The following is a 25058-nucleotide window of genomic DNA, read 5'->3' as shown; positions in this document are numbered from 1 at the left end:
AAGAGCAAGGAGATTGCCGTTTAGCCGCTGGATATGAGGCGTTTCGTCCAGTTGCGGCCTCCCGATGCAGTCCTGTCAAAGCAGAGTTCGCCTGGCTCTGACGTGTCTCGCATCAGTGTCAGATTCGGGTAGGCCGCGCTGCAGCATAGGCTGCAACAACGGACGACAGATTTGGACCGAAAGCGATGCAGACGGTGGTGGAGATGACCAAGTTGTGCACACCTGACCATCTCCCTGCTCCCAAGTGGGGAGCACCGCAAGAGGCTATCTGCTTTCCAGCCGGGGCTGAAGCCAGTCCAGCACTTCGTCTTCCACCCATCCCACCCGGTTTGGGCCAAGTTGTATCCGCTTAGGGAACGTCCCGGCTTTTTCCATCCGTGCGATGTGCTGAGGTGAGTACAAGACCAACTCCTTCACCTGCTTTTTTGATAGTATCCGCATCACGATCTCTCCAAGATTGAAGAGCATCGCGATGCCCCAGGGTTACGAAAACCTAGGCGTCGCTAGCCTAGACCCGCGGGCATTGGGACGCCTAGGCTGAACATCGCAACACACTGTTTCACAGAAATTTGGGGGGACTATAAGGTGGACCAAAACTAACGCGAACTATTTTTTCATTATAAAACAGAACATTGCGTATATTTGTGGTGCCCAGGGGCGGAATCGAACCACCGACACGAGGATTTTCAAACGGTCTTGCAATCCGTGTGTTCTGTCTAAGAAATACTCAACTCGTCGCATTGGCGATTGATACCATTAAACTTTGTGCTTGGCAGATCGTCTCAATCCAAATCACACCGAAGCATTCAAGCACGCCGCTCCTGCTACCCGAGTGATACCCACAGCACCTTTTGATGGCGCAACCTTTTCAATCCTATTCAAGTCGCACCAAAACCCGGCAAACCGTCTAGGGTTGTCCCTGACGCAGCGCCTCTGCCCGTCTTATTGTGGGTGCATGATACGCAAACTCACATCCAAGTTCATTGAGGCCCAGAAGCCCGATCCGTCGAAGCGTCTTGAGTTTCGAGATGAATTAATGCCGGGACTGGTCCTTCGCGTCAGCAAGACGGGCACCAAGACCTTCTGCCTGCACAAGCGCGTTAACGGGAAGATGCGGCGACTGACCATAGGTCGCTTTGGCGTGCTTTCGCTTTCAGAAGCACGGGAACGGGTGCGACAGGTCCTTTACGAAATTGAGACAGGGCGTTTTGAAGACCACACAGGGGTTGAAGTAGAAACCAAACCCTCTCTGGGCGATGTGATCCCTGAATACATCGAAAAGTATGCCAAAATACACAATCGGGATTGGAGGCGGAAGGAAGCCCTGCTTAGCAATTTCACGACCCTGCACGGTAAACGGATCGGTGAAATAAAGCGCGCCGATGTCGTGAAAGCCTGCGACATTATCCAAGAGTCGGCACCCATCAGCACGAACCGCGCGCTTGCCCACCTAAAACATCTCATGGGTTGGTGTGTGGAACGCGGAATGATCGATGCGAGCCCCATTTCAGGTATGAAGCCGCCATCCAAAGAACAGTCGCGCGAGCGTGTGCTGTCTGACGACGAGCTAGGCGCGCTATGGGCGGCCTGTGACGCCGAAGGCTATCCTTTCGGGGATTGCATGAAGCTGTTGATCCTCAGCGGCCAGAGACGCGCCGAGGTCGCCGAGATGCGCTGGTCGGAACTTGACCTTGAAAAACGCCTTTGGACCCTTCCCTCCCAGCGCGCCAAGAACGGCAAACAGCACACCGTACCGATCACCGACGAAATGCTGGATGTGCTGCGCAAAGTGCCGAGATTCCTCAATTCGGATTTCGTATTCACGACAACTGGCAAATCGCCAGTGTCGGGTTTTGGTCGCCTGAAAGAGCGACTCGACAGGGCCATGCCCGAAGGCACAAAGCCTTGGATCAATCATGATTTGCGCCGCACGATGTCCACCAATATGGCGCAACTCGGCGTCCCACAGCCCGTGACTGAGGCGCTATTGAATCACAAAACAGGTGTGGTCTCAGGCGTGGCCGCAATCTACAATGTTTATTCATATGCCGACGAAAAGCGCGAAGCCCTTGGCGCGTGGTCGAAACACATTTCAAAACTGGTCGAATTGCAAGATGCCAAAGCCCCCACTATCCCAAGCCAATCCATTCATCGGTCCAAGGGAAGCATTTGACATCGTGGGCCAAGAGACCTTTGGGGATGAATGGCGATTAGATACCATCGAAAACCCAAAGAGCATTGAGCATCGCGAGACGCTTACGATCCTGCGAAATGCCTTGAGATCGGGTGATGTAGGCGCTCATTGGACGACACAAGACCTCAAACAAATCGGCGACCTGCGACCACAGGATGCCGACCAAGAGTACTTTCGCTTCATGCTGCGTGAGGACCTTGTTTTCCATCACGGAATGAACGAGCCAGTCAAATGCCGCATTCATGCTCACCAACTTCGCCGCATTCTCCGTGGTGACGAAGCCTTGCCTGTGAATCCAACCCTTCGCGATAAACGGCTTTGCTTTGAGTGGTTAGTAGAAATGCTTTCGGATCAAGATCGAGAGATACCCCCGTTTGCATTGCTCCGGCAGGAGGCAAAAAAGCGATTTCCACGCTTGTCAGACCGCGCTTTCAAAGAGGCACGTAAGTTAGCCATTGAACATACTGGACGCGCTGACCTCGCAAAACCCGGTCGGCGTAAAAATCAAATCAGTAAGTGACCTGATTTCCGTCCAATTTTTATACCGATTTGCATCCGCTACCTTCAATTTGCTGATTGCTAAAACATCACCAGCGAAATCGACGGAATGCGCATTCCTTCACTATAAATTTGAAGGAGACACCGATGAAAATCGAAGATGGTCGCAAGACCTTAGCCACGCGCGAGGACCTAAAGCGCATGGGCATTAATGTAAGCCGAACAACTTTGCTCAGATGGGAGCTGAATGGGCGTTTCCCGCGCCGCATTAGAATGGGTGGCACCTCGGTTGCATGGTTTATGTCCGAGATTCAGGACTGGCTCGCTGACCGCGCCGATGAGCGCACCCGTACACATTACGCCGAATATTAAACGGCACTCCACTTAAACGCCGCCACAGCTATGCCACGCGCTTTCGCGTGCGCCTTGTGGCGTGCCTGCATGAAAGAACAGCTAATGGAAAAGTACAAATACAGGACTGAGTTTCCTGCACTAATGGACGAAGGCGCACCGAAGCATGAAGTGTTGCAAGACCAATATGATTTCCTCTGTGACCTCTGGCACAATCCCGGAAACCGGGGGAGTTCCATTTTTGGAAACCTCTGTTTCCGGCGTAAAGGCTCGACGAAGATGATCGACAAGTTTTTTCCCTTACATGGCGAGGTAACCTTTGACCGTATTCTTCAGCGCTATGATCGTCACAAGTTTGACCAGTATTTTAGCCCCAACGTGTATGCACGTCCCCGTAGGTTGGCCGCTTGCGTGGTCATGACACGCCTTGGATGGTGTGATGTGGACGAAGCAGACCCCTTCGCCTTCGATCCGAAACCCTCGTTTGTATGGCAAACCTCACCGGGCCGTACTCAGGCGCTTTGGCGTTGGGATCGTCCCCACAGCGCAGCGCAGGCATCCGCCTTTTCCAAAGCTCTTGCTTACAGGCATGGCGGCGATAAAGGCGGTAGCGCGGCGAACAAGCTGCTTCGGCTGCCGGGGTCATTTAACCACAAGCCGGTGTACGATAAGCCTTTCATCCCTCTTTTGCATTTCGAACCGCAATTGATCACGAAACGTCCGAAGCTTCTTACTAAAGGCAACGAGACTCATGTGGCGGAGCCGAAGGCGTTGGAAATGAACCCTCATGGACATGACCGTATTTCGGTTTGGAAGAAGTATAGGCCAAAACTGAAAGTCACGACGGGCCATCTCTTGAGGCACAATACCGCGCAAGCGCCGGACCGTTCGCGTCGCATCTTTTCCATAATCGCTGGCCTTCATGAAGTTGGAGCGTCGATTGACGAAATCGCTGGTGCTGTTTGGACCAGCCCGTACTTCCGCGACAAATATGGAGACGACCTAGACGCCTTGGAAACAGAGGTATCGCGCATCATCGCGAGAGTGGAGGCCGCACAATGACGAAGAACGATATATTTCGCACGCTGGACGAGATCGCCGCCAAGGAAATCGACTGGCTCTGGGACTCGCTGATTCCCTACGAGAAAACAACCATTCTCGAAGGTGACCCCGAACTGGGGAAATCATATCTATGTATGCACCTTGGCGCATTGGTGACCACAGGTGGAAAACTGCCCGATGGATCAAGGGTCGACAAAGGCAATGTCCTCTACATTAGTTCGGAGGATGACGCCGCTGACACAATCAGGCCGCGCATGGAGCAAATGGGGGCGGACCTAAAACGGGTCCGTGTCCTCGACGATTTTCTTTTGTTCGACGACAAAGGTTTAGTACGGCTTCGCGAGGAGCTGGACGAGCACACCCCGGACTTGGTGGTGATCGACACGCTCTATTCCTTCCTCTCGGGCAAAGTCGATCTAGGCAAACCCACTTCCATCCGCGCCGCGCTTCATGAACTTGACCGACTGTTCAAGGAATATGGGCCGGCCGTTATCGCGATGAGGCATTGGACGAAAGGCGGCAAGGGCAAGGCCATATATCGCGGGGTCGGGTCAATAGACGTGATCGGCGTGGCACGAACCGCGTTGGCAGTGGCGAAGCATCCCGAGAACGACAACTTGCGCATCCTTGCGCAGGTCAAGAACAACATTGGGGCAAAACCAAAAAGCTTCGTCTACGAAATCGTCCCTCAGCCCAAGGGTCTCCCGATCATCGAATGGCGCGGTACCACCCACTATTCCGCTGATGATCTGGAGCGGCAGGGGCAGGACGACCAGAGCGAGGAAGCGCGCGCCGTAGAGTTCCTGCGTGAGGTACTGGCAAAGGGGCCTATGCCTTCAGCGGAGCTTTTCATACGGGCCGCCGATGCAGAAATCTCGCGCCCGACGCTGAATCGGGCCAAGCGCGAGGCGGGCGTCAAATCCGAGAAAAATGGGAAGACGTGGATTTGGAAACTCGCCGAGTCCTAGAGCCAAAGATGCTCAAGTTGATCAACTTTCTCAGAAACATCGTGAGCAACATCGAAATCCAAGGTTGTCACCGTTTTGATGAGGAAGATGAGAAACTTGAGCATCTTGATTTCGGGGGCGGCAGCGGCTTAGGGCCGAAAACCTCGGCAGTCGATATGACCCCTCGTCCGCCCGTAGGGCACGCGCCGTTAAAAAAACGCCTCCCCCACATCCTCCTGTGGTCGCTCAGTGCCAGCGTCGCATCGGGCACTAAGCAGAACGCCTCAGACCGACCCGATGATCATGTATCAGTCTGTCGGGTTCGAGCCGGAGCCAAATCACTGAGCCTTTTCATGCGGTCCGCGTCAGCGCTGGGTTTCGGCACTGCCCGCTGGGTTCCACTTGGGTAACAAACTGCTTGGGTCGGCGCACTTATGGTCATTCCTGCACCCAGCCCTTGCGATGATAGTGGCGCAGCACGACGGCGCGATTGAACAGTGGGAAGCCGATCCACAGGCCGTTGGCCGTGAGCAGCGAAAGGATTGCCCACAACCACATCCCCTTGAACAGGTAGTAGAGCGGGCCAAACAGCAGGCACCAAAGGCGATGCCAATTGCCCAAGATGGTTTTGGTCTGGCCGTTAAAGGCCCATGTCGCGCGTATGGTCATTGCCGGTTTCCTCGCTGGCTGGTTTCAATGCCAGCGCAATAAGATCGGGGACCGCAGCCCGTCAGGGTAATTCCCGCGCGGTGGGGTGAGACCACAGGATGAGATATGCTAGGGACAGCCGTGGGGCGCTACACTTAAAGCCGAAGCTCTTGACGCTCTGCGCGGCGCACAGGGGCCAGCACTGGCCTTAGCGGCGCTCGTGTCGCAACACGTCGTTCGTCACGGCCACGAGGCCCTCTGGCTCAATGTAACGCCGCCGCGCGCGCCTTAGGCTCTCCGTCCTCGGAGTTACTTACGGGTCACTCAGAATTGCACGCAGGCAAACGTCCATGGACGCGAACATACTCCCAAATCAGCCGCCGTTCGGCATAGGCGATGTACGGGCGCAAGATTTCCGGCCTAGTGTCGATACCATCTGGCAGGTGCACGGACACGAGCAGGTCGGATGCGTCGCCGTCGAACACACCATGGAATGTGACACCTCCGGCATGCCCTTTCTGTCCCGTCACCGCTGACCTATGAAAGGTCCGGATACGGTTGCGGATACCTTTCGCACCCCAAGTCCGGCCGATGTAGACGGTGTTTTCTGGTTTGCCACGGGCGATGACGTAGACGCCTGCACAATCAGGCAAGGTCTTTCGCTCAGCCCATGCAATGGGATTGGATATTGACAGTTCCAACAGACCCCGATCCGCGAGCGCCCTCGCAATTGACTGGTGATCGGGGTGTTAGAAAACCGCACGTACACGGTCCCTGTGCCTTTAGCCGGGGCCTGTTGTATAACACAGGCACCCCGACCATAGGGTCAAAGGTGTTCAGCCGATATCTCGACCTAGTACGTGAAGGGTTTCTAAGCCCCAACATGGCCGCGTCTGCCATGTCGAGATCAGTGGTAGCAGCAATGCGAGAAAAGCTAAAGACGTTCTGGGGTTGTCCCTGACATGCCTGCTGATCACGTCTTATCGATCTGCATCAGAAACTAGGAGATCGACATGACCGACATCATCACGCTGAAAGCACTATGCGACGAACTAAAGATCGACCCGCGCGAAGCCCGCGAGCGCTTGCGTGCTGCTGCCAGCGACGCCAAACAGAACCCCGAACTGGCTAAGGCTCGCAAGCCGCGCACACCGTGGCAATGGGTGAAAGGGTCCGCCGCCGAAAAGGAGGCGCGCTGCACGTTGAGCGCTTCATCTGTTAGCTCCAAATAGAGCATCGCTGATTTCGCTGCATTACTCTTGGGCGGCGTTTTTGCGCCGCTCTTTTTTCTGCATAGCACTCAAAAGTCGATCCGCCGCAAAAATGGCAAGGTAGTGCCGGTTTTCTGTTACATGAAGTAACTGTAGCGGGTCTGCACTCGGTCGCCTTCGCCAACATACTTGAGAATTTTACCAACCTTACGTGACGCAGCGATGGTGATGGGGTCTCGGTTGTCGAATTGAGTATTGTTCCAGTTCATCTTGCTCAGTGCAAGTATCTCGGCAGCGTTGTGCGTTACTGGTTGAGATGGTGCCTGCGACCTGATCAGCAACGGTTTTGGAACATACATGCCAGTGTAGGTTTTGTAGAAATCCACCCCACCTCGGCTGTACAGGACAGCGCGATCACGATCCAAGCGTAACAGCGTGCCACGCAGGGGCGGAAATTGCCCATTGCGGAACAGACGAAAAGACGACGGTGCAACTGCCATGCAATCAAGATTGTCGATGCCCCGTTCATCTATCGCAGCTTCGAACCCAGACATTTCTTCCCTGTGGAACGGCGAAGTTTTGTGCAAGACAACACGCGCTGGAAAGTGAGAATGTTGATCAAAGAAGTTCTGGAGAGAGCGTGACAGTAGATCATGAGCGTGGGCCTCTGTCATGTAGGGCCGTCGGTCGTCAGACAGTTTCGCTGCCCGCCCGCCACGCAAGATCATACCTTCGCCGCGTTCGTCGAACATTTGCGCGGTACTTGTTTCCAGATACTCACCGTTCTGAGACTCGTGAAAACTGATCCCTATGAAGCAGGAACGGAGTTGTCGAGAGTCCCGCGCCAGTCGCCAAGGCAGGCCACCAGCTTTGTAGTACAGCGCCGTGAACAGGTTCCAAGCGCGCGTTGCGTCTTCCTGCACCTCGCGGACACTGTCAGTCTTTACCTTCCGAGGGATTTTTATCGTACGGTCGTAAAGGGTAGGCCAAATGATTTGAATGGGCAGTCCAAATTCCATCGCCGCTATTTTCATACGGGCACGAAAATCCACACCCGAGGCTACCACTCCGCCCTCTACAACTTGGTCATCGTCGCCCGTGGCATTCACTGATGCGATCACCGAAAGTGGAAGGGCGAGTAGTACAACATCTGGGCGAGTATTTCCTTCGGCAAGTGCCCTAAGCTCGGCAACGAACAGATCGGCATAACGGTCAGAAAGGTCCAATGGATTGGTATTCTTAAGCTTGGTTAGTGCCCGTGCGGAAATAGTACGGGTGTCTTGTTCATCACAAATAAAAGGTATACGGAAAGGCCCTTCTTCCGTGCTGCCGGGAAAAGGCGGATAAAGGGTGGTTAGGCGAGTTTCAGCTTTTCCTTCAATGCCGACACGACATCGAGCAAGCCATTCTCCGGTACCTTCTACCGTCTCGCTGTCGCCAATAAGACCTACGCGAACTGCAGTGGGCGCGCCAGTTTGGCCCGCGTCGAATGGGCCGTAGTCCATCAATCCGTAGCGGATGTCGATATGGCGATGTGCCTGTCCGAACTCCAATTCCGGCTCGGGCAGATGGGATAGCTTCATCAAATCAACAGCCCTTCAATATCAGCAGGCGTCTCTCTCACTGGTTTCCAAAGTTCATCCGGCACACCGAAATCTGCTGCCAACTTCTCAACGGGAGCGAACGAAAGGAACGGATAAGCATCAGAAAACATATCGGTCTGCGTGTCAGTCGCCAAATATGCACGCCACATGCCAAATTGCCCACGCACATCGTTGTTCCACTCCATTCGCTTTATTTTTGCTAAATGCTCGCCTCCGAATTTGTCCTTTTCCCTGCCATTCCGAGTAAAATGGTATGTCGGTGTAATCTGTACATACCACTCCTCGCCAATGCGGATAAATTGCCACTGGAATGCTGAATGCCGCCAGAACTTAACCTGTCCGTCCTTTGTCCTATAGGGCTTGGCTACGGAGCGATCCGCCTTCTTCGCTTCAGCGAAGTATGTTATCTTGCGTTCTCGACCGCCGGGGTTTGGACGAAAATATAACGAATAATGGCGGCGATCATAGCTCATCTCGCGCCTCACCATCTCTTTCATCGCACAGTTTAACAATGCCACGAAGTCCCGTTCGCGGTCAGGGTCATCAGAGTGGGACCACTCGGAGACATCAAACTCTTCCATGGCGCCGGTGTCACACGCCTCGCGCCAAGGATGGGTGTCAAGGTCATGGAAAGATAGCGCTGCGCCGCCTCGCAAGATCGTTTCTCCCGGTGGATATCGCACATGCTCCTGCACACGCCCCCAAAATTCACGCACGCTTTTTGCGTCGGTCGGTGCCCAAAAAATCGTCTTGGCAAGAGCAGACACGCGCAGCAAGTTTGGCGTGAGCCATTCAGATTGACGTGGTGCAGAATAATAGCTGCCCGGACGCGCAGTCTGCGCCACCTCCCGCAACGCCGATGCGGCATCCGCGTTGAACAAGTCCGCAGATTTATCGAACACGACCTTCCGTGTAGCACGGTTCTGTGGGTCACCAAACCACGCGCGCATATCTTTCCAGTAAGCCTTGTCATTTTTCACATCGACCACAATTAAGACAACTGGCGCTGTGCCAAATGTCCAATAGTCGATATCATTCTCGTTGCAGGGCCAACTAAATGACAATTCGGACTTCCCGGGAAGTGGGTTGCGGGTCGCCTTGCTCTGAAATTGCACAATTTGGTTTGCCACTTCGCCAGTCGCTGGATCGCGTATTTCAATAGAGCCGTCGATCCCTGCCTCAACACCCCCGGTCTCATAAAACAAATACTCCATCGCGGCGACAATTTTGCGGATGTGCGCGATCCCTTGTTCTCCAATTGCGTCAGAACGCGAAATTTTCTTTGCCATGCGTACAATCACTAAATGTTGTCGATATCTCAGAGGCAACAACAGTAAGATGTGTATAAAACACCTTCCATCACGTGCCGACTACCTAGGGCCAATCCTCGAACGATAGCACTTCGGTCAATTGACATGAAGTATTTGTTTCGCTTTCTGGTTGCGCATTTTTCCAAGGTGCGCGAAGTTTGATGCACGAGGTTTCCCCTCGCAAACGCGCTGTCGTAACTGCGGCGTAAGAGCAAAAGTCTGCACAAGAAACGTGCGCCCAACATGAGCTATGTGCACATGGGGCGATTGGAGGGGAAACCTCGTGCCAAGCCTGTTCTATTTATTTGGCGGCGCGAGCCGAACAAAAATTCCACCTGAGCTAACGAGCAAAGACGAACTTCTTAAACACCTTGGTGTTTCCCCTGCTGAACTTAAGAAAATTTGGTGGTTTCGTGGTCGGATGTATTCGCATTTCAACATTTCAAAACGTTCCGGAAAGACTCGACTGATCAGTGCGCCAGATTACCGGCTGAAGATGCTGCAGCAAAAGATCGCGCGAAGCCTTGCGAAGTTGTATAACCCCCGTAAGCCAGTTCATGGCTTCGTGCCTGATCGGTCTGTTCGCTCAAACGCCGAGTCACATTTGCGTCGCCGTTTCATCCTAAACGTGGACCTCAAAAACTTCTTTCCGACGATTACAGAGCCTCGAGTACAAGGACTGCTTGAAAGTATTGGCATCGATAAAGATGTGGCCGAAATAGTTGCACGGATTTGCGCAAACAACGATTGCTTGCCACAAGGGGCACCTAGCAGCCCCGTGATTTCCAACATGATCTGCTTCCGCCTCGACAAAGCCCTAATGAAATTCTCCAAGGAACATCGGCTTCTCTACACACGATATGCCGACGACATAACGCTTTCGAGTTTTCAACCGCCTACAGCTTTGTTTGAAGGCGACCGCCCCGACCCCGGAAAAGTCGCTGAGGAAAAGCTGTCCGATGAACTTCGCTCGATAATCAGAAACAATGGCTTCGAGTTGAATCCAGAGAAAATCCATTATGCGGACAAGAATTCGCGAAGGATAGTAACAGGGATCAAGATTAATGAGGGAATGAACGTTGACCGACGGTATGTCAGAAACGTTCGGACCGCATTGTTCAAGGTTGAAAAGCATGGCCCCGCCGCCGCTCAGGCAGAGTTGAAGACGCGCTTCGGCAAGACCTGCAAGATTCAATCGCATCTTCAAGGCAAAATTTCATGGATAGGTTTTGTGAAGGGCCAATCTGACCCAGTTTTCCGTGGCTTGGCCAAACGCTACAACACTTGTTTTCCTGCGAAGCCGATCAAGGTCCATCCCACTCAAGCTGAAATCGTGGATCGAGCGATATGGGTGGTCGAAACTGAAGACGATACTGGAACGGCGTTCTTCTTAGACGGCGTCGGCCTCGTGACTGCCGCTCATTGCGTCAACGGAGCATCGGAAATCGAGATATTCCACCCCTTGAAAACCGCCAACAGGTTCAAGGTAACGGTTAAGCACATTTGCGCGCACCGAGACCTAGCAATCCTCGAACATTCAATTTCCTCGACAGAGTATTTCGAGCTGGAGTCATTCACAGGTTCCCCGATAGTTGGAGCAAATACCTTAGCTGCAGGATTCCCAACCTACGGACCAGGTGATCAACTCAACATTAGACAAGGAAGCATAAGCTCCCTGACGACCAAGAGCGCAGTTCCCCTGATTGAGGTTTCCCAAATGCTCGGGCAAGGGATGTCTGGTGGTCCGTTAATGAACAAGCAATATGCGGTATTCGGCATCATCCACAAAGGTGGCCCTGTTGCCTACGTTGCAAAAGATGGAAGCGTTTCTCCACAAAGGCAGCTTGCGGTTGCTATTTCAGAGCTAAAGGCTTGGGTTTCAACTCTGCCGTAAGCCAATATGCGCAAACGCATCTTTATCGGCTTGCTGGATACCTAAACGCGCAGATTGCTACCCCAATGATACCCCGGCTCATATTGGGCGATCACACAACAAGCTCATCAACTCGCAACATGTTGTTTTCGCTTGATTTAAATGGTGCCCGGGGGCGGAATCGAACCACCGACACGAGGATTTTCAATCCACTGCTCTACCCCTGAGCTACCCGGGCACCGGAGGCGAGTTGGGCTGTCCAACTCGTCGGGTGGGAGCGTATTAGGCGAGGTGCGCGTGGGTGTCCATAGGCTTTTGCTCTGATTATGCATTATCATCGCACTCGGTATGATGTTGCAGAGCTTTCCGCCCCATTGAGGCGATGGAGCCGGCCGCGAAATCGGACGGCTCAGCCGAAGATCTCAATCAAGAATCGGATGCAAACCAATGCCAGAAACAGGCCAAAAAGCTTGCCCAGGATCGATTGTGGCAAACTGTGCGCCAGTGAGACGCCCACCCGGGTTGTCAGCATCGCTGCCGGCAAGGTGAGAACGAGTGCCATCACGGACACGAACCCCACGGCATCCGGTGGGAGGCCGGTCTTGCCCCACCCTGCGATGACATAGCCGACAGTGCCCGGTATGGCGATAATCACCCCTACCCCGGCCGAGGTCGAGACGGCTTCTCGCACCGGTTTGCCGTTCAACGTCAAAATTAAGTTCGAGATCGCGCCGCCTCCGATTCCCATCAGGGCGGAAAGCAGGCCGGTGATCAAACCGTAGATGCTGTTGCCGATACGGCCCGGCATGGTGTCGCGCAGCTTCCACCCTGCCGAACCGAAGAGCATCTTGAATGAGTTGACGCCCGCGACCAAGACGAAGACGGCCTGAAAGACCACCGGATCGGCATAGCGCGCGATAACGCTGCCGATCGCGACCCCGACGAACACAGGCACCGCCCACGCCCTGATGACCGACATGTCCACCGTGCCGCGTGCGGCATGGGATCGCGCCGATAGGATCGAAGTTGGAATGATCATCGCAAGCGAAGTGCCGACAGCCAGCGGCATGGCGATATCGTCCGTCACCCCGGTCGCCCGGAATGTTTCGAAGAACACCGGAACGCTCACCGCGCCGCCGCCGACACCAAAGATGCCTGCCAATATCCCGATGCACGCGCCGGCGAAAATCAGCATGCCAAGGATCGGCAGCGTGAACCCGTCAGTCAGGCTCAGAAACAGCTCCATGATGGGCAAACCTTTCCGTTGGGCGGTTACGCCGGGCGCAATTCATCGTAGCCGACAGCGACATGCCGCGCGTAGGCAGGTCGCGCCGCCATTTTGGCATGCCAGGCGGATACCTTCGGAGCAGTCTGGCTCAGTTGAGGGGCCACGTCAAAAAGCCGGTACAGCATCGTGGCAACGCCGATGTCGGCAATGCTCAAATCAGAGCCGACCAGATGGTCGCGTCCGTCCGCCAGCACCGTTTCAAGCACCGTCAACCCTTCGGTCAGGGCGGCAAGATGCGCCTCGACCAGCGCGAGGTTTCGCTGCGCTTCCGTCATGCGGACGAGCTGCCAAAACAGGCCGATAAACGGCGGCTGCAGCGTCGAGGTGACGAAATCCAGCCACGAATCGATCTGCGCCGCTTGCGTGAAATCGGCGTAACTCCGCCCCAGCGGATGGTCAGGCAGACGCCGGGCCAGATGGCGCAGAACAGCGTGGCTTTCCCAGACGCCTAGGCCACCATCCTCGAGGACCGGAATCCGCTTTATCGGGCTGAGTTTCGCAAAGTCGGGATCGTCGAATCCGCCGTACTTCCCTCCGACGATGCGATGCTCGTAAGTCGCGCCGAATTCATCGAGCGCCCAAAGCACCTTTTGAACGTTGACCGAGGATGCACGGCCCCAGAGGATCACTTGATGGCCTGTGGATTGATGGGGGATCCGGCCGCGCCCGGAATGTGCAGCGGTGGTGCGGTGAAGAAGAACTCGTAAACACCGTCCTCGGCGCAGTCCTCAGCCAGCTCCTTCACGTAGAAGATCTCGCCCATCGAGATTCCGATGGCGGGAATCACCACCCAGTGCCACGGCTGATTGGCCTCATCGGTCTCGTTCGGGCGAACCTCGCAGCCCCATGTATCCGCGCAAATCGCTGCAATGTCGTTGCCCTTGATCCAATGGGCCGTCTCAAAGGCGAGACCGGGAGCGTCACCGCCCGCGTAGCCAGCCCAATCGCCGGCCGCGAGGCAGCGTTCTTGATGACCGGTGCGCACGATCACGAAATCACCCTTGCGGATTTCGACCCCCTGCGCGGCCGCACAGCCATCCAGATCGGCATTCGTAATGGGATAACCATCGGCGAGGCTATCGAGCCCTTTCCAGCGAGCGACATCGAGCAGAACACCACGGCCGACCATCTTGTCGCGGACGTTTTCGATGCCCAAACGCTTGGCGCCGTTCACGGTGACGTCGGTCGCCGGATAGCCGTTATACATCTTGTCATCGAGGAAAATGTGGCACAGCGCGTCCCATTGGGTGCTGCCCTGGCACGGCAGGTTGATGGCGTCATCGGCATAGCGCAGATAGGCTTTTCCGTCGCCGTCCTGCTCTCCGACGACGGCATCGGTGCCGGTGGCGAGCATCTGATGGATCATGTTCCAGCGTCCCCCAAAAAGACCCGACTGGATCTTTTCCTTGAGGTCGAGCCCTAGCGCGAAGGTCTTGCCCTTGCGGATCAGCTTGGCCGCGTTGACCACGTCTTCGGGGCTCACATTGTTGAGCGTACCGATCTGATCGTCGTCGCCCCAGCGGCCCCAATTGGAAAGCTCTTTGGCAGTGTCGTAGATATCCTGGCGAGTCAGCTTGGCCATCGTATTCTTCCCCTCGTTGCGCTTATTTATCAACTGACAACTTATTTCTCGTGGTTGTCAATCTGCTTTCGAGCTTGTCACCGACACGCAAATGCTGCTCTTTATCAGTTGATAACCAAACCGATGGAGAGCCGAATGGCCGACGACAAAATCAAACGTTTCGAGGTGATCTTTGAAGGGGTCGGAAAGGCTTCGGGCAAGATGCGCAACGATATCTCGGTCGAATGGCCCGCCATGAAGGAACGGTTCGAATTGGCCACGGACGAGGGCCCGTTCCACGGCGGCGACGGCACGGCTCCGCCACCGCTCGCGCTGTTCACCGCGGCTCTGACGGGATGCCTGATGACGCAGATCCGGGCCTTTTCCAAACGGTTGGACGTGCCCGTCGGCGCCGTCGCGGTGCGCGCCAAGCTGCATTGGAACGGCGAACAGGTCGGCAACGAGCCCTACACGACCTCCCCAGTCGGCTTCGAACTCGATGTTGACCTTGACAGCACAGCCTCCGCACAAGATCAACACAGGCTTCTGGACGCCGCCAAGAAAGGCTGCTTTATCGAAACCACCCTGATGCAGGGCCTCGCGGTGGGGCACAAATTGAAGATCGGGGAGAACTGGCAGGATGCGTGACCTTGGCCAAGGACAAATCTCCAGAAGCAGAGCCTAAACGGCGCAGGCTTCCCTCCGCCGAACGGCGACAGGAATTCATCCTCAAGGCGATCGATTTCTTCGCCGAGGAGGGATTCGAAAGTTCGACCCGCGGGTTGGCCAAGAAACTAGGGGTGACGCAGCCCCTGCTCTACCGCTACTTTCCGTCGAAAGAGGATCTGATCTCAGAGGTCTATGATGCCGTTTATGTCAAACGGTGGCAGCCGGAATGGGGCGATCTTCTGGCGGACCGTAGCCGCCCGTTGAGCGACAGGCTGAACGAGTTCTACAACGTATATACCGACGTGATCTTCAACCGGGAGTGGATGCGGATCTTTCTGTTTTCGGGCCTCAAGGGGGTCGACATCAACCGCCGCTATCTGCGTCTGGTGCGGAGCCGCATTCTAGAGCCGATCGTCGCCGAAGCCCGCCACGAAGCCGGATTGCCCCCCGCCGAGGCGACCGACGCCCAGGTCGAATTTGTCTGGACGATGCATGGCGGCATTTTCTACTACGGCGTGCGCAAACTGATCTACGAAAGCAATGTTTCGGACGACCAGGACACCGTCATTGCGACGGCTATCGAGGCACTCTTGGCGGTCCTTCCGGGCAAACTCGCCAACGATACCTAGCCAGCCTTTCCCACGTTTGCCGAAAATCGCAACGCTCAGGATCACCGAAGGACGCACCTTTCGGGCTGGCGACACTTCGGCGCTTGATCCTAATTTATAATTCGATAACTTAGCGTGAAAGATCGTCGGTCGACCGGTGTGGCCCTTCACCCCGCGAGACCGCAAAGGGGGGATCAAATCACATGAAAGCGCCCGATTTCGACTATGCGCGGCCGAGTTCACTGCAAGAGGCACTGGCACTTCTTGCAGCAGGCGAAGGCGGCGCACAGCCGCTTGCAGGAGGCCAAAGCCTGATGCCGATGCTCAACTTCCGGATTTCGACGCCCGAGATGCTGGTGGATCTGTCCGGCCTGCCCGAACTGCGCGGCCTCGAGCAGACGCCACAGGGTCTGAGGATCGGCGCGATGACGCGCTACTGCGAACTTGAGGCGTTTCCCGATCTCGCAAAGATCCAACCGCTGGTCGCCGCCGCCCTGCCCCACATTGCCCACGATGCGATCCGCAACCGCGGCACCATCGGTGGCAGCGTCGCGCTGGCCGATCCGGCCGCCGAGATGCCGGCGATCCTCTTGGCCTTGGGCGCCGTGATTTCGCTCGACGGGCCGAACGGCCCACGAGACGTGGCCGCCGACGACTATTTCCTTGGATATTATGAAACCGCCTGCGAACCGGACGAACTGATCACCAGCATTCTGCTGCCAAAGATCGAACCGGGCGACAGCTTCGGCTTTCACGAATTGGTGCAACGCCACGGCGATTACGCAATGGCGGGCGTTGCCATCCGTTCCAGTGGCATCGCCCCACTCGCCGGGCTGAGGATCGGCTTCTTCGGCGTGGCGGACCGCGCCTTGCGCGTCACCGCGTTGGAAGATGCGCTCAACGGCACCGACGGTACGGACATCGCCGGCGCCCTGTCGCACTTGTCCGAGATCGACTTTCAGGGCGACACCAAGATCACCGCCGAAACCCGCGCCCACTACGCAGGCGTCGCGCTGAAGCGGGCACTCAAGGAGATGCTGACATGAGCAAAACCGCCAACATCACCCTGAAAATCAACGGCGAAGACATCACGGCGACCGTGCCCGTGCGGCTGAATCTAGTCGACTTTCTTCGACATGACGTCGGACTGACAGGCAGCCACGTCGGCTGCGAACACGGGGTCTGCGGGGCCTGCACTGTGGAGGTCAACGGCGACGCGGTGCGCGGCTGCCTGATGCTGGCCGTCCAAGCTGACGGGACCGAAGTCACAACGGTAGAAGGCCTCTCGGACTCCGGGCGCTCTGCTGCCCTGATCCGGTCCTTCACGGCGCGCAACGCCCTGCAATGCGGCTTTTGCACACCCGGCATGTTGGCCTCTGCGCTCAGCTATATCGACGCGGGCGGCGCGGCCGACAAGGCGGCGATCCGCGAGCATATCTCGGGCAATTACTGCCGATGCACCGGATACCAGTCCATCGTCGAGGCGATCTGCGACGTCATCACCGAAAACGCGACCACCGAGGAGGCAGGCGCATGACCGGTCCAGCCATGATCTTTGACAAGCCGAACAGCTACATCGGACAGCCCACCCCTCGTGCGGATGCGGCCCGGCTCCTCGCCGGCCGGGGACGCTTCGTCGACGATCTGCAACTGCCCCGCATGGTCCATGCGGCGTTCTATCGTTCGCCCTATGCGCACGCCAAGATCAACGGAATTGACGTGACCGAGGCCCGCGCAGCGCCCGGTGTAGTCGCGGTCTATACCGGCGCGGAGCTTTCGAAGCACGTGACACCCTATGTCGGGGTGCTGAGCCATCTGGCCGGGCTCCGCTCTGCCCCGCAGCACCCGCTTGCGGTGGATGCGGCCCGGTGGCAGGGCGAGCCCCTCGTTATGGTCATCGCGCAGACCCGGGCACAGGCCGAAGACGCCTGCGAATTGATCGACCCGGACCTCGAAGAACTGCCCGCCGTCGTCGATTCCGAGACCGCGCTGGATGCCGAAACCCCAGTTCTGCATAGCGAATTCGACAGCAACCTTGCTTGGGAACGCACCGTCGATGTGGGCGATATCGACAGCGCCTTTGCCGCGCCCGGCGTCACCGTCGTCGAGCGGCAGTTCCGCTTTGGCCGGCACACCGGCGTGACGCTGGAATCGCGTGGGACGGTCTGTGACTACGACCCGTCGGAAGAGCAACTGACCGTCTACTACTCTGGTCAGGCACCGCACATGATGCAGGTCATATACTCGAAACACCTTGGCATCGCCGAAGAGAACGTGCGCGTCATCTCCAACGATGTCGGCGGCTCCTTTGGCATCAAGATCCACACATACGGCGATGAAATCGCTGCAGGAGTGGCGGCTAAGCTATTGAACAGACCCGTGAAGTTCATCGCCGACCGGCTTGAGAGCTTTATGACCGACATTCACGCGCGCGATCACGTTGTGACGGCCAAGATGGGCATTTCCGAGCAAGGCACCATCGTCGGCATCGACTTTGACGACCTCACCGGCATCGGGCCGTTCTCGATGTATCCGCGCACCTCCGCGATCGAGTGCAATCAGGTGCTCAACCTGACGGGTGCTCCCTACGCGATGGAGAACTATCGCGCCAAAGGCAGAGTTGTGTTTCAAAACAAGACTTTGATGTGCCAGTATCGCGCCGTTGGGCACCCTATTGCGATGGCCATCGCCGATTGCCTGCTGGAGGACTGCGCCCGATCCATCGGGATGGATCCGGTCGATGTGCGCCGCAAGAACCTGATGGCCGACGACAGCTATCCGCGCAACTCCACCTCGGGCATGAAGCTCGACGATCTCAGCCACCAGAAGGCGCTGGAAAAGCTCACGGAGATTATGGATTACAAAGGCTTACGCGACGATCAAGAGGCAAAGCGTAAAGCTGGCGTCTACCGTGGCATCGGCTTTGTCTCGATGGTGGAGGTGACCAATCCGTCGCCGATGTTCTACGGGATCGGTGGGGCGCCGATCGCCAGTCAGGATGGCGCGACCGTCCGGCTGGATGCGGGCGGTGCGCTTCACATTTCATCCTCGATCACCGAGCAGGGACAAGGCACGAATGCGATCCTCGGCCAGATCGCCGCAGGCGTATTTGGTGTGGATATTGAACGGGTTAAGGTCTCAACCGGAGACACCAAGACGGTCCCTTATGGCGGCGGCACCTGGGCATCGCGGGGCGCTGGCATTGGCGGCGAAGCGATGTTGCAGGCCGCCCATGCGCTGAAGGAACAAGTGCTGGAGGTGGCGGGCGTCTTGCTTCAAACACCGGTCGAAGCCCTTGATATAAAAAACGGATGTGTCGTCGATGCTGGCACCGACAACGAACGGATGCCGCTCGCGGACCTTGCCCGCACCGTCTATTACCGCGGAAACGAGCTGCCGTCGGACCTGAAACCAGAGCTGATCGCGACCCGTCACTACAGGGTCTCCGACTTCCCTTTTGTGTTTACAAACGGGGCGATGGCGGCTCATGTTGAAGTAGATATCGAGACCGGTTTCGTCAAGGTTCTGCACTTTTGGGCTGTCGAGGATTGCGGTCGGGTGATCAACCCGATGCTGGTCGACGAACAGGTGCGCGGCGGCGTGGTTCAGGGCATCGGCGGGGCGCTGTATGAGGAGTGTCTCTACTCTCCCGAGGGCCAGTTGATGAACGCCACGATGGCCGACTACATCGTGCCCATGGCGGCGGAAATGCCTGAAATAACAGTGGCTCACATCGAAACGCCGACCAAGACCAGTGTCTTGGGCGCCAAGGGTGCGGGCGAGGCTGGAACCGGTGGCGCCCCTGCCGCGATCATGAATGCGGTCAACGACGCGCTGTCGCCGCTGGGCAAGTCGATCTGGCAAATGCCGATGACTCCGGAACGGGTTTTACAAGTGATTAATCGCAACTGAGCCGAGGCGGAAACCGGCTGCGGTATGCCGTCGGTCTGCCGTCGGTATCACGTCGGTATCGTTTTCGGTGCTCACCCGAACCGCGCTCTGGCAAGAATGCAAGACGGGGCGGCAGATCACTCTGCCGCCCCGCTCTTTTCGCAAGACCTGTGCTTAGTCGATGGCGTAATCGACCGGCCACTCATAGCCGGAGGCGGTCACAGCGGCGAGGTAGGCATTCATCACCTCGGTGCCGGGCATCCCGCGACCATCGGCGTCCTTGGCCTGCTGGTTCGGGAAGCTGACGAGGGACTCGGCCCATTCGGCCCGAACGTCATCGCCGAGCGTCGTCACCGTGGCACCGGCCTCGGTGAGACCTGTCAAACCCCGCGCCTGCGCCGCGTTCAGCGACTCGCCGGCCTGCGCCTCGTAGGCGGCACCGACTTCGCGGATGATCGCCTGCACGTCCTCGGGCAGACGCTCCATCGACCGGGTGTTGATGGTCAGCGCGTTCACCGCCATCGGGCCGAAACCGATCAGCGTGTAATACGGCGAGGGCTCATAGAATTTGAAGCCGAGATAGGCCGAGGGGAACATCAGCCAGCCATCATACACGCCGGTTTGCAGCGACATGTAGCCGTCGGGCAGCGTCGACTGCACCGGGATCGCGCCCGCGAATTCCAGCCACGGCAGGTTTGGCCCCGCGCCGCCGATTTTCACGCCCTGAAGATCGGCCACGGTGGCCCAGGGATTGGTGGTGCCGAGGTGGTAGTTGTCCCAGCCGTGCAGGCCGAGAAGCTGCTGATCGTATTCCGCGCTGAACTGTTCGGTCAGCCACGGCACCTGATCGTAGACCGCCCGCACATTGGCGACGTTGGCCGCGGAATCGCCCGGACCGAACGGTGCATAGTAGGGGAAGTTGTGCAGGAACAGCTTGGCCGGCTCGAAGCACATGCAATAGGCGCCGATGTCGAGGATACCGTTCTGGACCGCTTCGAGCGTCTCGGCCACGCCCGCGATGGCCCCGCCGTAGCCTTCGACGAATTCGATCTCGTGCTCGGTCTCTTCGGCCACGCGGCGCACGACTTCGGGCACGAAAAAGTTCGCCGTGTCAGTGACATAGATCGCAGGGCCGTTCGGGTGGCCGGAGCCGATCCGCAGCGTGAAGGTGTCGGCTATCGCCGGCATCGCCGCGCCGACGGCCCCTGCCAGCACAGCCAGACCGACCGTCCCTTTCAAGAATGTGTTCATGTGTTCTCCTCCCAGAGTATGTCACGGCCGGAGCCGCCTTGGTTATGCGCCGCGCCCGATGTTGGGCGTTATTTATCGTTCGCTAACTATGACAATCTCTGCACAGACCCGCAACGTGGTCAAGCGTCATGGCACCCAATCCAAGTTTAATTTATCACTTGCTAACTATCTCTATTGACCCCCTGACATCATCCTTTAGCGTCCTACCTCAACACGACCGGAAGCGTAGGGAGGCGATTGATGGGCGGGCAAATCAGGGCAGCACGTGTGCTGCACATCGTATCGGCGGTATGGACGCTGGGATTGGCGTTTCTCGTGGGGGCCGACGTTCTGGGGCGGATCCTGTTTTCCAGTCCGATCCCCGGCACCAAGGAAATACTTCAGAATTCGGTGGTGACGATCACCTTCCTGCAACTGCCGCTGGCGATCTACTCCGGCTCGATGTTGCGGACCTCGATCCTGTCGGACGCCCTGCCCCCGGTCTTGCGCCGCCTGCTGCGCACCTTTGCCGCCCTGTTGGGCTGCGCCCTGTTTCTGGCGCTGCTCTGGGGCACTTGGCCGTCGTTCATGGATGCCTACCGGATCGGTGAATACGAGGGCGAAGGCTCCCTGCGGGTGCCGACCTGGCCGGTGCGCGGTGCGATTGCGGCGATGTCGGTCTTTGGCATGCTCGCCTATGCGTGGATGATCGTGCTCGACTGGCGCGGTCAGCTTTTGGATGAACTCGAAGCCCCCGGCGCTCTCGCCCGGCTCGACAACTGAGGAGCTGCGCAATGGGTGGAGAAATCGTTCTTTACATGCTGGTCTTGCTGATCGTGCTCATCCTGCTGGGTGTGCATATCGGCGTATCGCTGGCGGTCTGTTCCGGCCTTGGCCTGTACATCATGTTTCGCGGCAATACCGAAGCCGCCGTCTCGCTGATCTCGAACACGGCCTATGAGGCGGTCAGGAAGGATGTGTTTGCGGTGATCCCGCTGTTTGTCCTGATGGGCGATTTCATATGGCGAAGCGGGGCGGCGAGCGATCTGTATCGCATCTGTGACCGCACCCTGCGCCGCCTGCCCGGCCGTCTGGCGATCGCCACGATCGCAGGCAACACGGTGTTCGCGGCCGTGACCGGCGTGTCCATCGCCTCGGCCGCCGCGTTCAGCCGCATCGCCTATCCCGAGATGAAGAAGCTGGGCTACAAGCAGACCTTCGCCCTTGGTGCGGTGGCCGGCTCCGCCTGCCTCGGCATGTTGATCCCTCCGTCCGTTCTGTTGATCGTCTGGGCGATCCTGACCGAGATGTCGGTGGGTGCCCTGTTCATCGCCGGTGTCGGCCCCGGTATCCTGCTGGCGCTGCTGTTCAGCGGATACGTCATCATCGCGGCGATCATGAACCCGTCCATCGCGCCGGCCTATGACAAGCCGCTCGTCGAGCCGAGCCGCGAGGAAAACCGCTCCGAGCTGATCGGCGGGCTGGGCATTCTGGCCCTCATCATGATCGTGATCGGCGGCATCTGGCTGGGCTTTTTCACCCCGACCGAAGCCGCGGCCTTTGGCGTGCTCGCCGCGCTCGTGCTGGGCGTCATCAAGGGCATGCGCATCGCCGACATCATGGAATCGATGTATCAGGCCGGCCGGACGACCGCGCCGATCATGTTCCTGCTGATTGCGGCCCAGATGTATTCGCGGCTTCTGGCCCTTGGCGGTGGCGTCAACTACATCCAGGGCATGTTCCTCGACAGCAATCTCACGCCGCTGATGATCCTCGGCCTGATGACGCTGATCTGGCTGGTTCTCGGCATGCTGATCGACTCGGTGTCGATCATCCTGCTGACCGTCCCGATCTTCTCGCCCATCGCCATGTCGCTGGGATATGACCCGATTGCCTTTGCGATCTTTGGCATTCTTGTGATCGAAGCGGGCCTGCTGTCGCCGCCGTTCGGCCTGTTGGTCTATACGGTGCGCGGCTCTGTTCCGGACAAGACCGCGACGCTCAAGAAGATCTTCATCGGCTCGTCGCCCTATTTCGTGCTGATCCTCGTGGCGGCCGCGATCGTGATCTCGTTTCCGGGTATTGCGACCATGCTGCCGGGTTCGCTTTTGTGAGTATCGCATTTTGTGATAAAATCATGCGGCATTCATAATTTTCCCTGACGGGTCATTGGCCTTAGATTTGGCCAAAGCAATGCGGAGCACGACATGAAACTTGGCTTTTTCACGATGCCTATTCACCCGGTGGGCAAGGATTGGCGCACATCCCTGCACGAAGACAGGGCGGCGTTCCTTCTGGCCGACGAATTGGGCTTTTCCGAAGCCTATGTGGGCGAGCACACCACCGATGCGGCGGAGAATATCACCCACTGCATCAGCTTTATCGCGTGGATCGCTGCGGCGACCAAGCAGATCAAGCTGGGCACCGGAACGGTGAACCTGCCCAACACCCATCCAGCCGCCGTCGCAGGCCAAGTGGCGATGCTCGATCACATGCTCGACGGGCGGTTCATCTTTGGCATCTCGCCCGGTGGTCTGGCCACCGATGCGGAGGTCTTTGGCAGCCTCGACGCCAATCGGCAGGAGATGTTCCTCGAAGGCATCAACACCGTTCTCAAGATCTGGGAATCCGATGCCCCCTACAACATCAAGGGCAAATACTGGAACATCACGACCGAGACCCAGATGCTGCCGGAAATCGGTCAGGGCATCATGCCAAAGCCGCTGCAACGGCCGCATCCGCCCATCGTCGTGACCGCGGTCGCCCCCTTCTCCAAAGGCGTGACGGAAGCCGCCGCCCGCGGATGGGATCCGATCTCGGCCAACTTCCTGCTCAACAAATGGGTCAAATCCCATTGGCCGAAATACAAGGAGGGTTGCGAGCGCGTCGGCCGCCCGGCCGATCCGGCCAACTGGCGGGTGGCGAAATCGGTGTTTGTCGCAGACGACATGGACACCGCACGCGAATACGCGCTGGGTGCGCAGAGCCCCTACCGCTATTACTACAGCCAGCTTCTGACCAAGATGAAGAAGCACGGCCGCGCCAACCTGTTCAAAGCCGATCAGGAGATGCACGACGACGAGGTGACGCTGGACGGCGTTCTGAATGATTGCGTGATCTGGGGCACGCCCGACAAGGTGGCCGACGACATCCTCAAGCTGCGCGACGAGGTCGGTGACTTCGGCACCCTGCTCTATGCGGGCAAGGATTGGGCGGACGTCGATCTCGGCCGCAAGTCGATGATCTTGCTGGCTGAAAAGTCGCTTCCCTTGATCAATCAGGCGATCGGCCAAGAAGGCGTCGCCGCGCAATGACCGACATGGTGAGGGTGCCGCGCGATGGGTTCTCGCTGAATGCGCTGGACACCGGCCAGAGGGGCGATGCGCCTGTGGTGTTGTTTTCCAACTCGCTCGGGGCGACCCTGTCGATGTGGGAGGGCCAGCGTGCGGCGCTGGAGCCCACCCACCGCGTGATCGGCTATGACACCCGCGGACATGGCGGGTCGGACACCCCGGCCGGCCCCTATGACTTTGACGGGTTGGTTGCGGACGCGCTGGCCGTCATGGATCATTTCGAGGTCGACAAGGCCACCTTCGTCGGGCTGTCGCTGGGCGGCATGACCGCCTTGGGCCTCGGCCTGACGGCGCCGGAGCGTCTGGATGCGCTGGTCTGCTGTGCGGCCCGTGCCGACAACCCGCCGCCCTTCGTGACAAGCTGGGACGACCGGATCGCCACCATCACCGCCAATGGACTGGCCTCGATCTGGCCCGGCACCATCGAGCGTTGGCTGACACCGCCGACCCGCGCGGCCCATCCCGAGATCGAGGCAAAGCTGCACGCCGAGTTCCTCAGAACCACGGATGCGGGCTATATCGCCTGCGCCGAGGCGCTCAAGACGCTGAGCTATCTGAACCATCTGGGCGGCTTGACCGTGCCCGCCCATTACATCTCGGGTGCGCAAGACTTGGGCGCGCCTGCCGCCGCGATGGAGGCGATGGCCGCCGCCACGCCGGGTGCAAGCTATACCTGCATCCCGAACGCCGCGCATATCATCAATATCGACGCCCCTGCCGCCTTTGACGCGGCGCTGATGGGCATCCTGAAAGGCTGACC

General features: G+C 57.7%; 26 protein-coding genes and 1 tRNA gene. 17 read left to right on the top strand and 10 right to left on the bottom strand.

Annotated elements, in window-relative coordinates:
* Nucleotides 1-264: 264 nt before the first annotated feature.
* Nucleotides 265-441, bottom strand: a complete 177-nt coding sequence (locus LOM8899_RS10975; RefSeq protein WP_093992293.1) for a helix-turn-helix transcriptional regulator — start codon at nt 439-441, stop codon at nt 265-267.
* Nucleotides 442-955: 514 nt separating this feature from the next.
* Between LOM8899_RS10975 and LOM8899_RS10970 the strand changes: the two genes are divergently transcribed.
* The 6 genes from LOM8899_RS10970 to LOM8899_RS23225 all read left to right on the top strand — a co-directional run bounded on the left by LOM8899_RS10970 (nt 956) and on the right by LOM8899_RS23225 (nt 5462).
* Complete coding sequence (locus LOM8899_RS10970) at nt 956-2173, top strand: tyrosine-type recombinase/integrase (protein WP_093992241.1); 1218 nt, start codon at nt 956-958, stop codon at nt 2171-2173.
* A 4-nt stretch (nt 2174-2177) separates the two neighbouring features.
* Nucleotides 2178-2714 carry a hypothetical protein gene (locus tag LOM8899_RS23230; protein ID WP_133065020.1) on the top strand — a complete coding sequence of 179 codons (537 nt, stop codon included), beginning with the start codon at nt 2178-2180 and terminating at the stop codon, nt 2712-2714.
* Nucleotides 2715-2839: 125 nt separating this feature from the next.
* Nucleotides 2840-3064, top strand: a complete 225-nt coding sequence (locus tag LOM8899_RS10960; RefSeq protein WP_093992239.1) for a helix-turn-helix transcriptional regulator — start codon at nt 2840-2842, stop codon at nt 3062-3064.
* A gap of 84 nt (nt 3065-3148) precedes the next feature.
* Nucleotides 3149-4105: a DNA-primase RepB domain-containing protein gene (locus LOM8899_RS10955; protein ID WP_245820499.1), complete on the top strand. Its 957-nt coding sequence runs from the start codon at nt 3149-3151 to the stop codon at nt 4103-4105.
* Nucleotides 4102-5073, top strand: coding sequence for an AAA family ATPase (locus LOM8899_RS10950; protein ID WP_093992237.1), 972 nt, complete (start codon nt 4102-4104; stop codon nt 5071-5073). Before LOM8899_RS10955 ends, LOM8899_RS10950 begins: the two co-directional genes overlap by 4 nt.
* 8 nt (nt 5074-5081) lie before the next feature.
* On the top strand, nt 5082-5462 hold the full coding sequence (locus LOM8899_RS23225) for a hypothetical protein (protein ID WP_133065019.1): 381 nt from the start codon (nt 5082-5084) through the stop codon (nt 5460-5462).
* Nucleotides 5463-5490: 28 nt separating this feature from the next.
* On the opposite strand, the gene LOM8899_RS10945 is transcribed toward LOM8899_RS23225, so the two are convergent.
* Both LOM8899_RS10945 and LOM8899_RS23220 read right to left on the bottom strand, forming a co-directional pair.
* A complete protein-coding gene (locus LOM8899_RS10945) occupies nt 5491-5721 on the bottom strand; it encodes a hypothetical protein (RefSeq protein ID WP_093992236.1) in 231 nt (76 codons plus the stop codon).
* 299 nt (nt 5722-6020) lie between these two features.
* Nucleotides 6021-6401 carry a hypothetical protein gene (locus LOM8899_RS23220; RefSeq protein WP_133065018.1) on the bottom strand — a complete coding sequence of 127 codons (381 nt, stop codon included), beginning with the start codon at nt 6399-6401 and terminating at the stop codon, nt 6021-6023.
* Nucleotides 6402-6713: 312 nt separating this feature from the next.
* Between LOM8899_RS23220 and LOM8899_RS10935 the strand changes: the two genes are divergently transcribed.
* Nucleotides 6714-6932 (top strand): hypothetical protein, encoded by a 219-nt coding sequence (locus tag LOM8899_RS10935; protein ID WP_093992234.1) that lies wholly within the window; start codon nt 6714-6716, stop codon nt 6930-6932.
* Nucleotides 6933-7048: 116 nt separating this feature from the next.
* On the opposite strand, the gene LOM8899_RS10930 is transcribed toward LOM8899_RS10935, so the two are convergent.
* Both LOM8899_RS10930 and LOM8899_RS10925 read right to left on the bottom strand, forming a co-directional pair.
* Nucleotides 7049-8497: an argonaute/piwi family protein gene (locus LOM8899_RS10930; protein ID WP_211096188.1), complete on the bottom strand. Its 1449-nt coding sequence runs from the start codon at nt 8495-8497 to the stop codon at nt 7049-7051.
* Nucleotides 8494-9804, bottom strand: coding sequence for a DUF4365 domain-containing protein (locus LOM8899_RS10925; RefSeq protein ID WP_093992232.1), 1311 nt, complete (start codon nt 9802-9804; stop codon nt 8494-8496). Before LOM8899_RS10925 ends, LOM8899_RS10930 begins: the two co-directional genes overlap by 4 nt.
* A 304-nt stretch (nt 9805-10108) precedes the next feature.
* Between LOM8899_RS10925 and LOM8899_RS10920 the strand changes: the two genes are divergently transcribed.
* Nucleotides 10109-11719, top strand: a complete 1611-nt coding sequence (locus LOM8899_RS10920; RefSeq protein ID WP_211096187.1) for a reverse transcriptase domain-containing protein — start codon at nt 10109-10111, stop codon at nt 11717-11719.
* A gap of 142 nt (nt 11720-11861) precedes the next feature.
* Here the strand turns inward: LOM8899_RS10920 and LOM8899_RS10915 are convergent.
* From LOM8899_RS10915 to LOM8899_RS10900, 4 genes are all read right to left on the bottom strand, one after another.
* Nucleotides 11862-11936: transfer RNA gene (locus LOM8899_RS10915), tRNA-Phe, on the bottom strand.
* 171 nt (nt 11937-12107) lie between these two features.
* Nucleotides 12108-12944, bottom strand: coding sequence for a sulfite exporter TauE/SafE family protein (locus LOM8899_RS10910; protein WP_093992230.1), 837 nt, complete (start codon nt 12942-12944; stop codon nt 12108-12110).
* 26 nt (nt 12945-12970) lie between these two features.
* Nucleotides 12971-13615: a glutathione S-transferase family protein gene (locus tag LOM8899_RS10905; RefSeq protein ID WP_093992229.1), complete on the bottom strand. Its 645-nt coding sequence runs from the start codon at nt 13613-13615 to the stop codon at nt 12971-12973.
* Nucleotides 13612-14568 (bottom strand): cyclase family protein, encoded by a 957-nt coding sequence (locus LOM8899_RS10900; RefSeq protein WP_093992228.1) that lies wholly within the window; start codon nt 14566-14568, stop codon nt 13612-13614. The genes LOM8899_RS10905 and LOM8899_RS10900 overlap by 4 nt, the downstream gene beginning before the upstream one ends.
* A 135-nt stretch (nt 14569-14703) precedes the next feature.
* Between LOM8899_RS10900 and LOM8899_RS10895 the strand changes: the two genes are divergently transcribed.
* The 5 genes from LOM8899_RS10895 to LOM8899_RS10875 all read left to right on the top strand — a co-directional run bounded on the left by LOM8899_RS10895 (nt 14704) and on the right by LOM8899_RS10875 (nt 19736).
* On the top strand, nt 14704-15195 hold the full coding sequence (locus LOM8899_RS10895) for an OsmC family protein (protein WP_168770527.1): 492 nt from the start codon (nt 14704-14706) through the stop codon (nt 15193-15195).
* A gap of 2 nt (nt 15196-15197) precedes the next feature.
* Complete coding sequence (locus tag LOM8899_RS10890; protein ID WP_093992292.1) at nt 15198-15845, top strand: TetR/AcrR family transcriptional regulator; 648 nt, start codon at nt 15198-15200, stop codon at nt 15843-15845.
* A gap of 182 nt (nt 15846-16027) precedes the next feature.
* A complete protein-coding gene (locus tag LOM8899_RS10885; RefSeq protein WP_093992226.1) occupies nt 16028-16870 on the top strand; it encodes an FAD binding domain-containing protein in 843 nt (280 codons plus the stop codon).
* Nucleotides 16867-17361 (top strand): (2Fe-2S)-binding protein, encoded by a 495-nt coding sequence (locus LOM8899_RS10880; protein ID WP_093992225.1) that lies wholly within the window; start codon nt 16867-16869, stop codon nt 17359-17361. Before LOM8899_RS10885 ends, LOM8899_RS10880 begins: the two co-directional genes overlap by 4 nt.
* Entirely contained in the window at nt 17358-19736 is a 2379-nt protein-coding gene (locus LOM8899_RS10875; protein WP_093992224.1) for a xanthine dehydrogenase family protein molybdopterin-binding subunit, read from the top strand. Before LOM8899_RS10880 ends, LOM8899_RS10875 begins: the two co-directional genes overlap by 4 nt.
* Before the next feature lie 153 nt (nt 19737-19889).
* Here LOM8899_RS10875 and LOM8899_RS10870 read toward each other — a convergent pair whose 3' ends face one another.
* Nucleotides 19890-20966, bottom strand: coding sequence for a C4-dicarboxylate TRAP transporter substrate-binding protein (locus LOM8899_RS10870; protein ID WP_093992223.1), 1077 nt, complete (start codon nt 20964-20966; stop codon nt 19890-19892).
* A gap of 240 nt (nt 20967-21206) precedes the next feature.
* Here LOM8899_RS10870 and LOM8899_RS10865 point away from each other — a divergent pair, with 240 nt between their 5' ends.
* The 4 genes from LOM8899_RS10865 to LOM8899_RS10850 all read left to right on the top strand — a co-directional run bounded on the left by LOM8899_RS10865 (nt 21207) and on the right by LOM8899_RS10850 (nt 25056).
* Nucleotides 21207-21728, top strand: a complete 522-nt coding sequence (locus LOM8899_RS10865; RefSeq protein WP_093992222.1) for a TRAP transporter small permease — start codon at nt 21207-21209, stop codon at nt 21726-21728.
* 11 nt (nt 21729-21739) lie between these two features.
* On the top strand, nt 21740-23059 hold the full coding sequence (locus LOM8899_RS10860; protein WP_093992221.1) for a TRAP transporter large permease: 1320 nt from the start codon (nt 21740-21742) through the stop codon (nt 23057-23059).
* Nucleotides 23060-23152: 93 nt separating this feature from the next.
* Nucleotides 23153-24259, top strand: a complete 1107-nt coding sequence (locus LOM8899_RS10855; protein WP_093992220.1) for an LLM class flavin-dependent oxidoreductase — start codon at nt 23153-23155, stop codon at nt 24257-24259.
* On the top strand, nt 24256-25056 hold the full coding sequence (locus LOM8899_RS10850; protein ID WP_093992219.1) for an alpha/beta fold hydrolase: 801 nt from the start codon (nt 24256-24258) through the stop codon (nt 25054-25056). Before LOM8899_RS10855 ends, LOM8899_RS10850 begins: the two co-directional genes overlap by 4 nt.
* The last annotated feature ends 2 nt before the right edge of the window (nt 25057-25058 follow it).

Source organism: Flavimaricola marinus (assembly GCF_900184895.1).
In the GTDB taxonomy this organism is placed as follows: Bacteria; Pseudomonadota; Alphaproteobacteria; order Rhodobacterales; family Rhodobacteraceae; genus Flavimaricola; species Flavimaricola marinus.
This window is presented reverse-complemented; position numbering and strand designations above follow the sequence as displayed.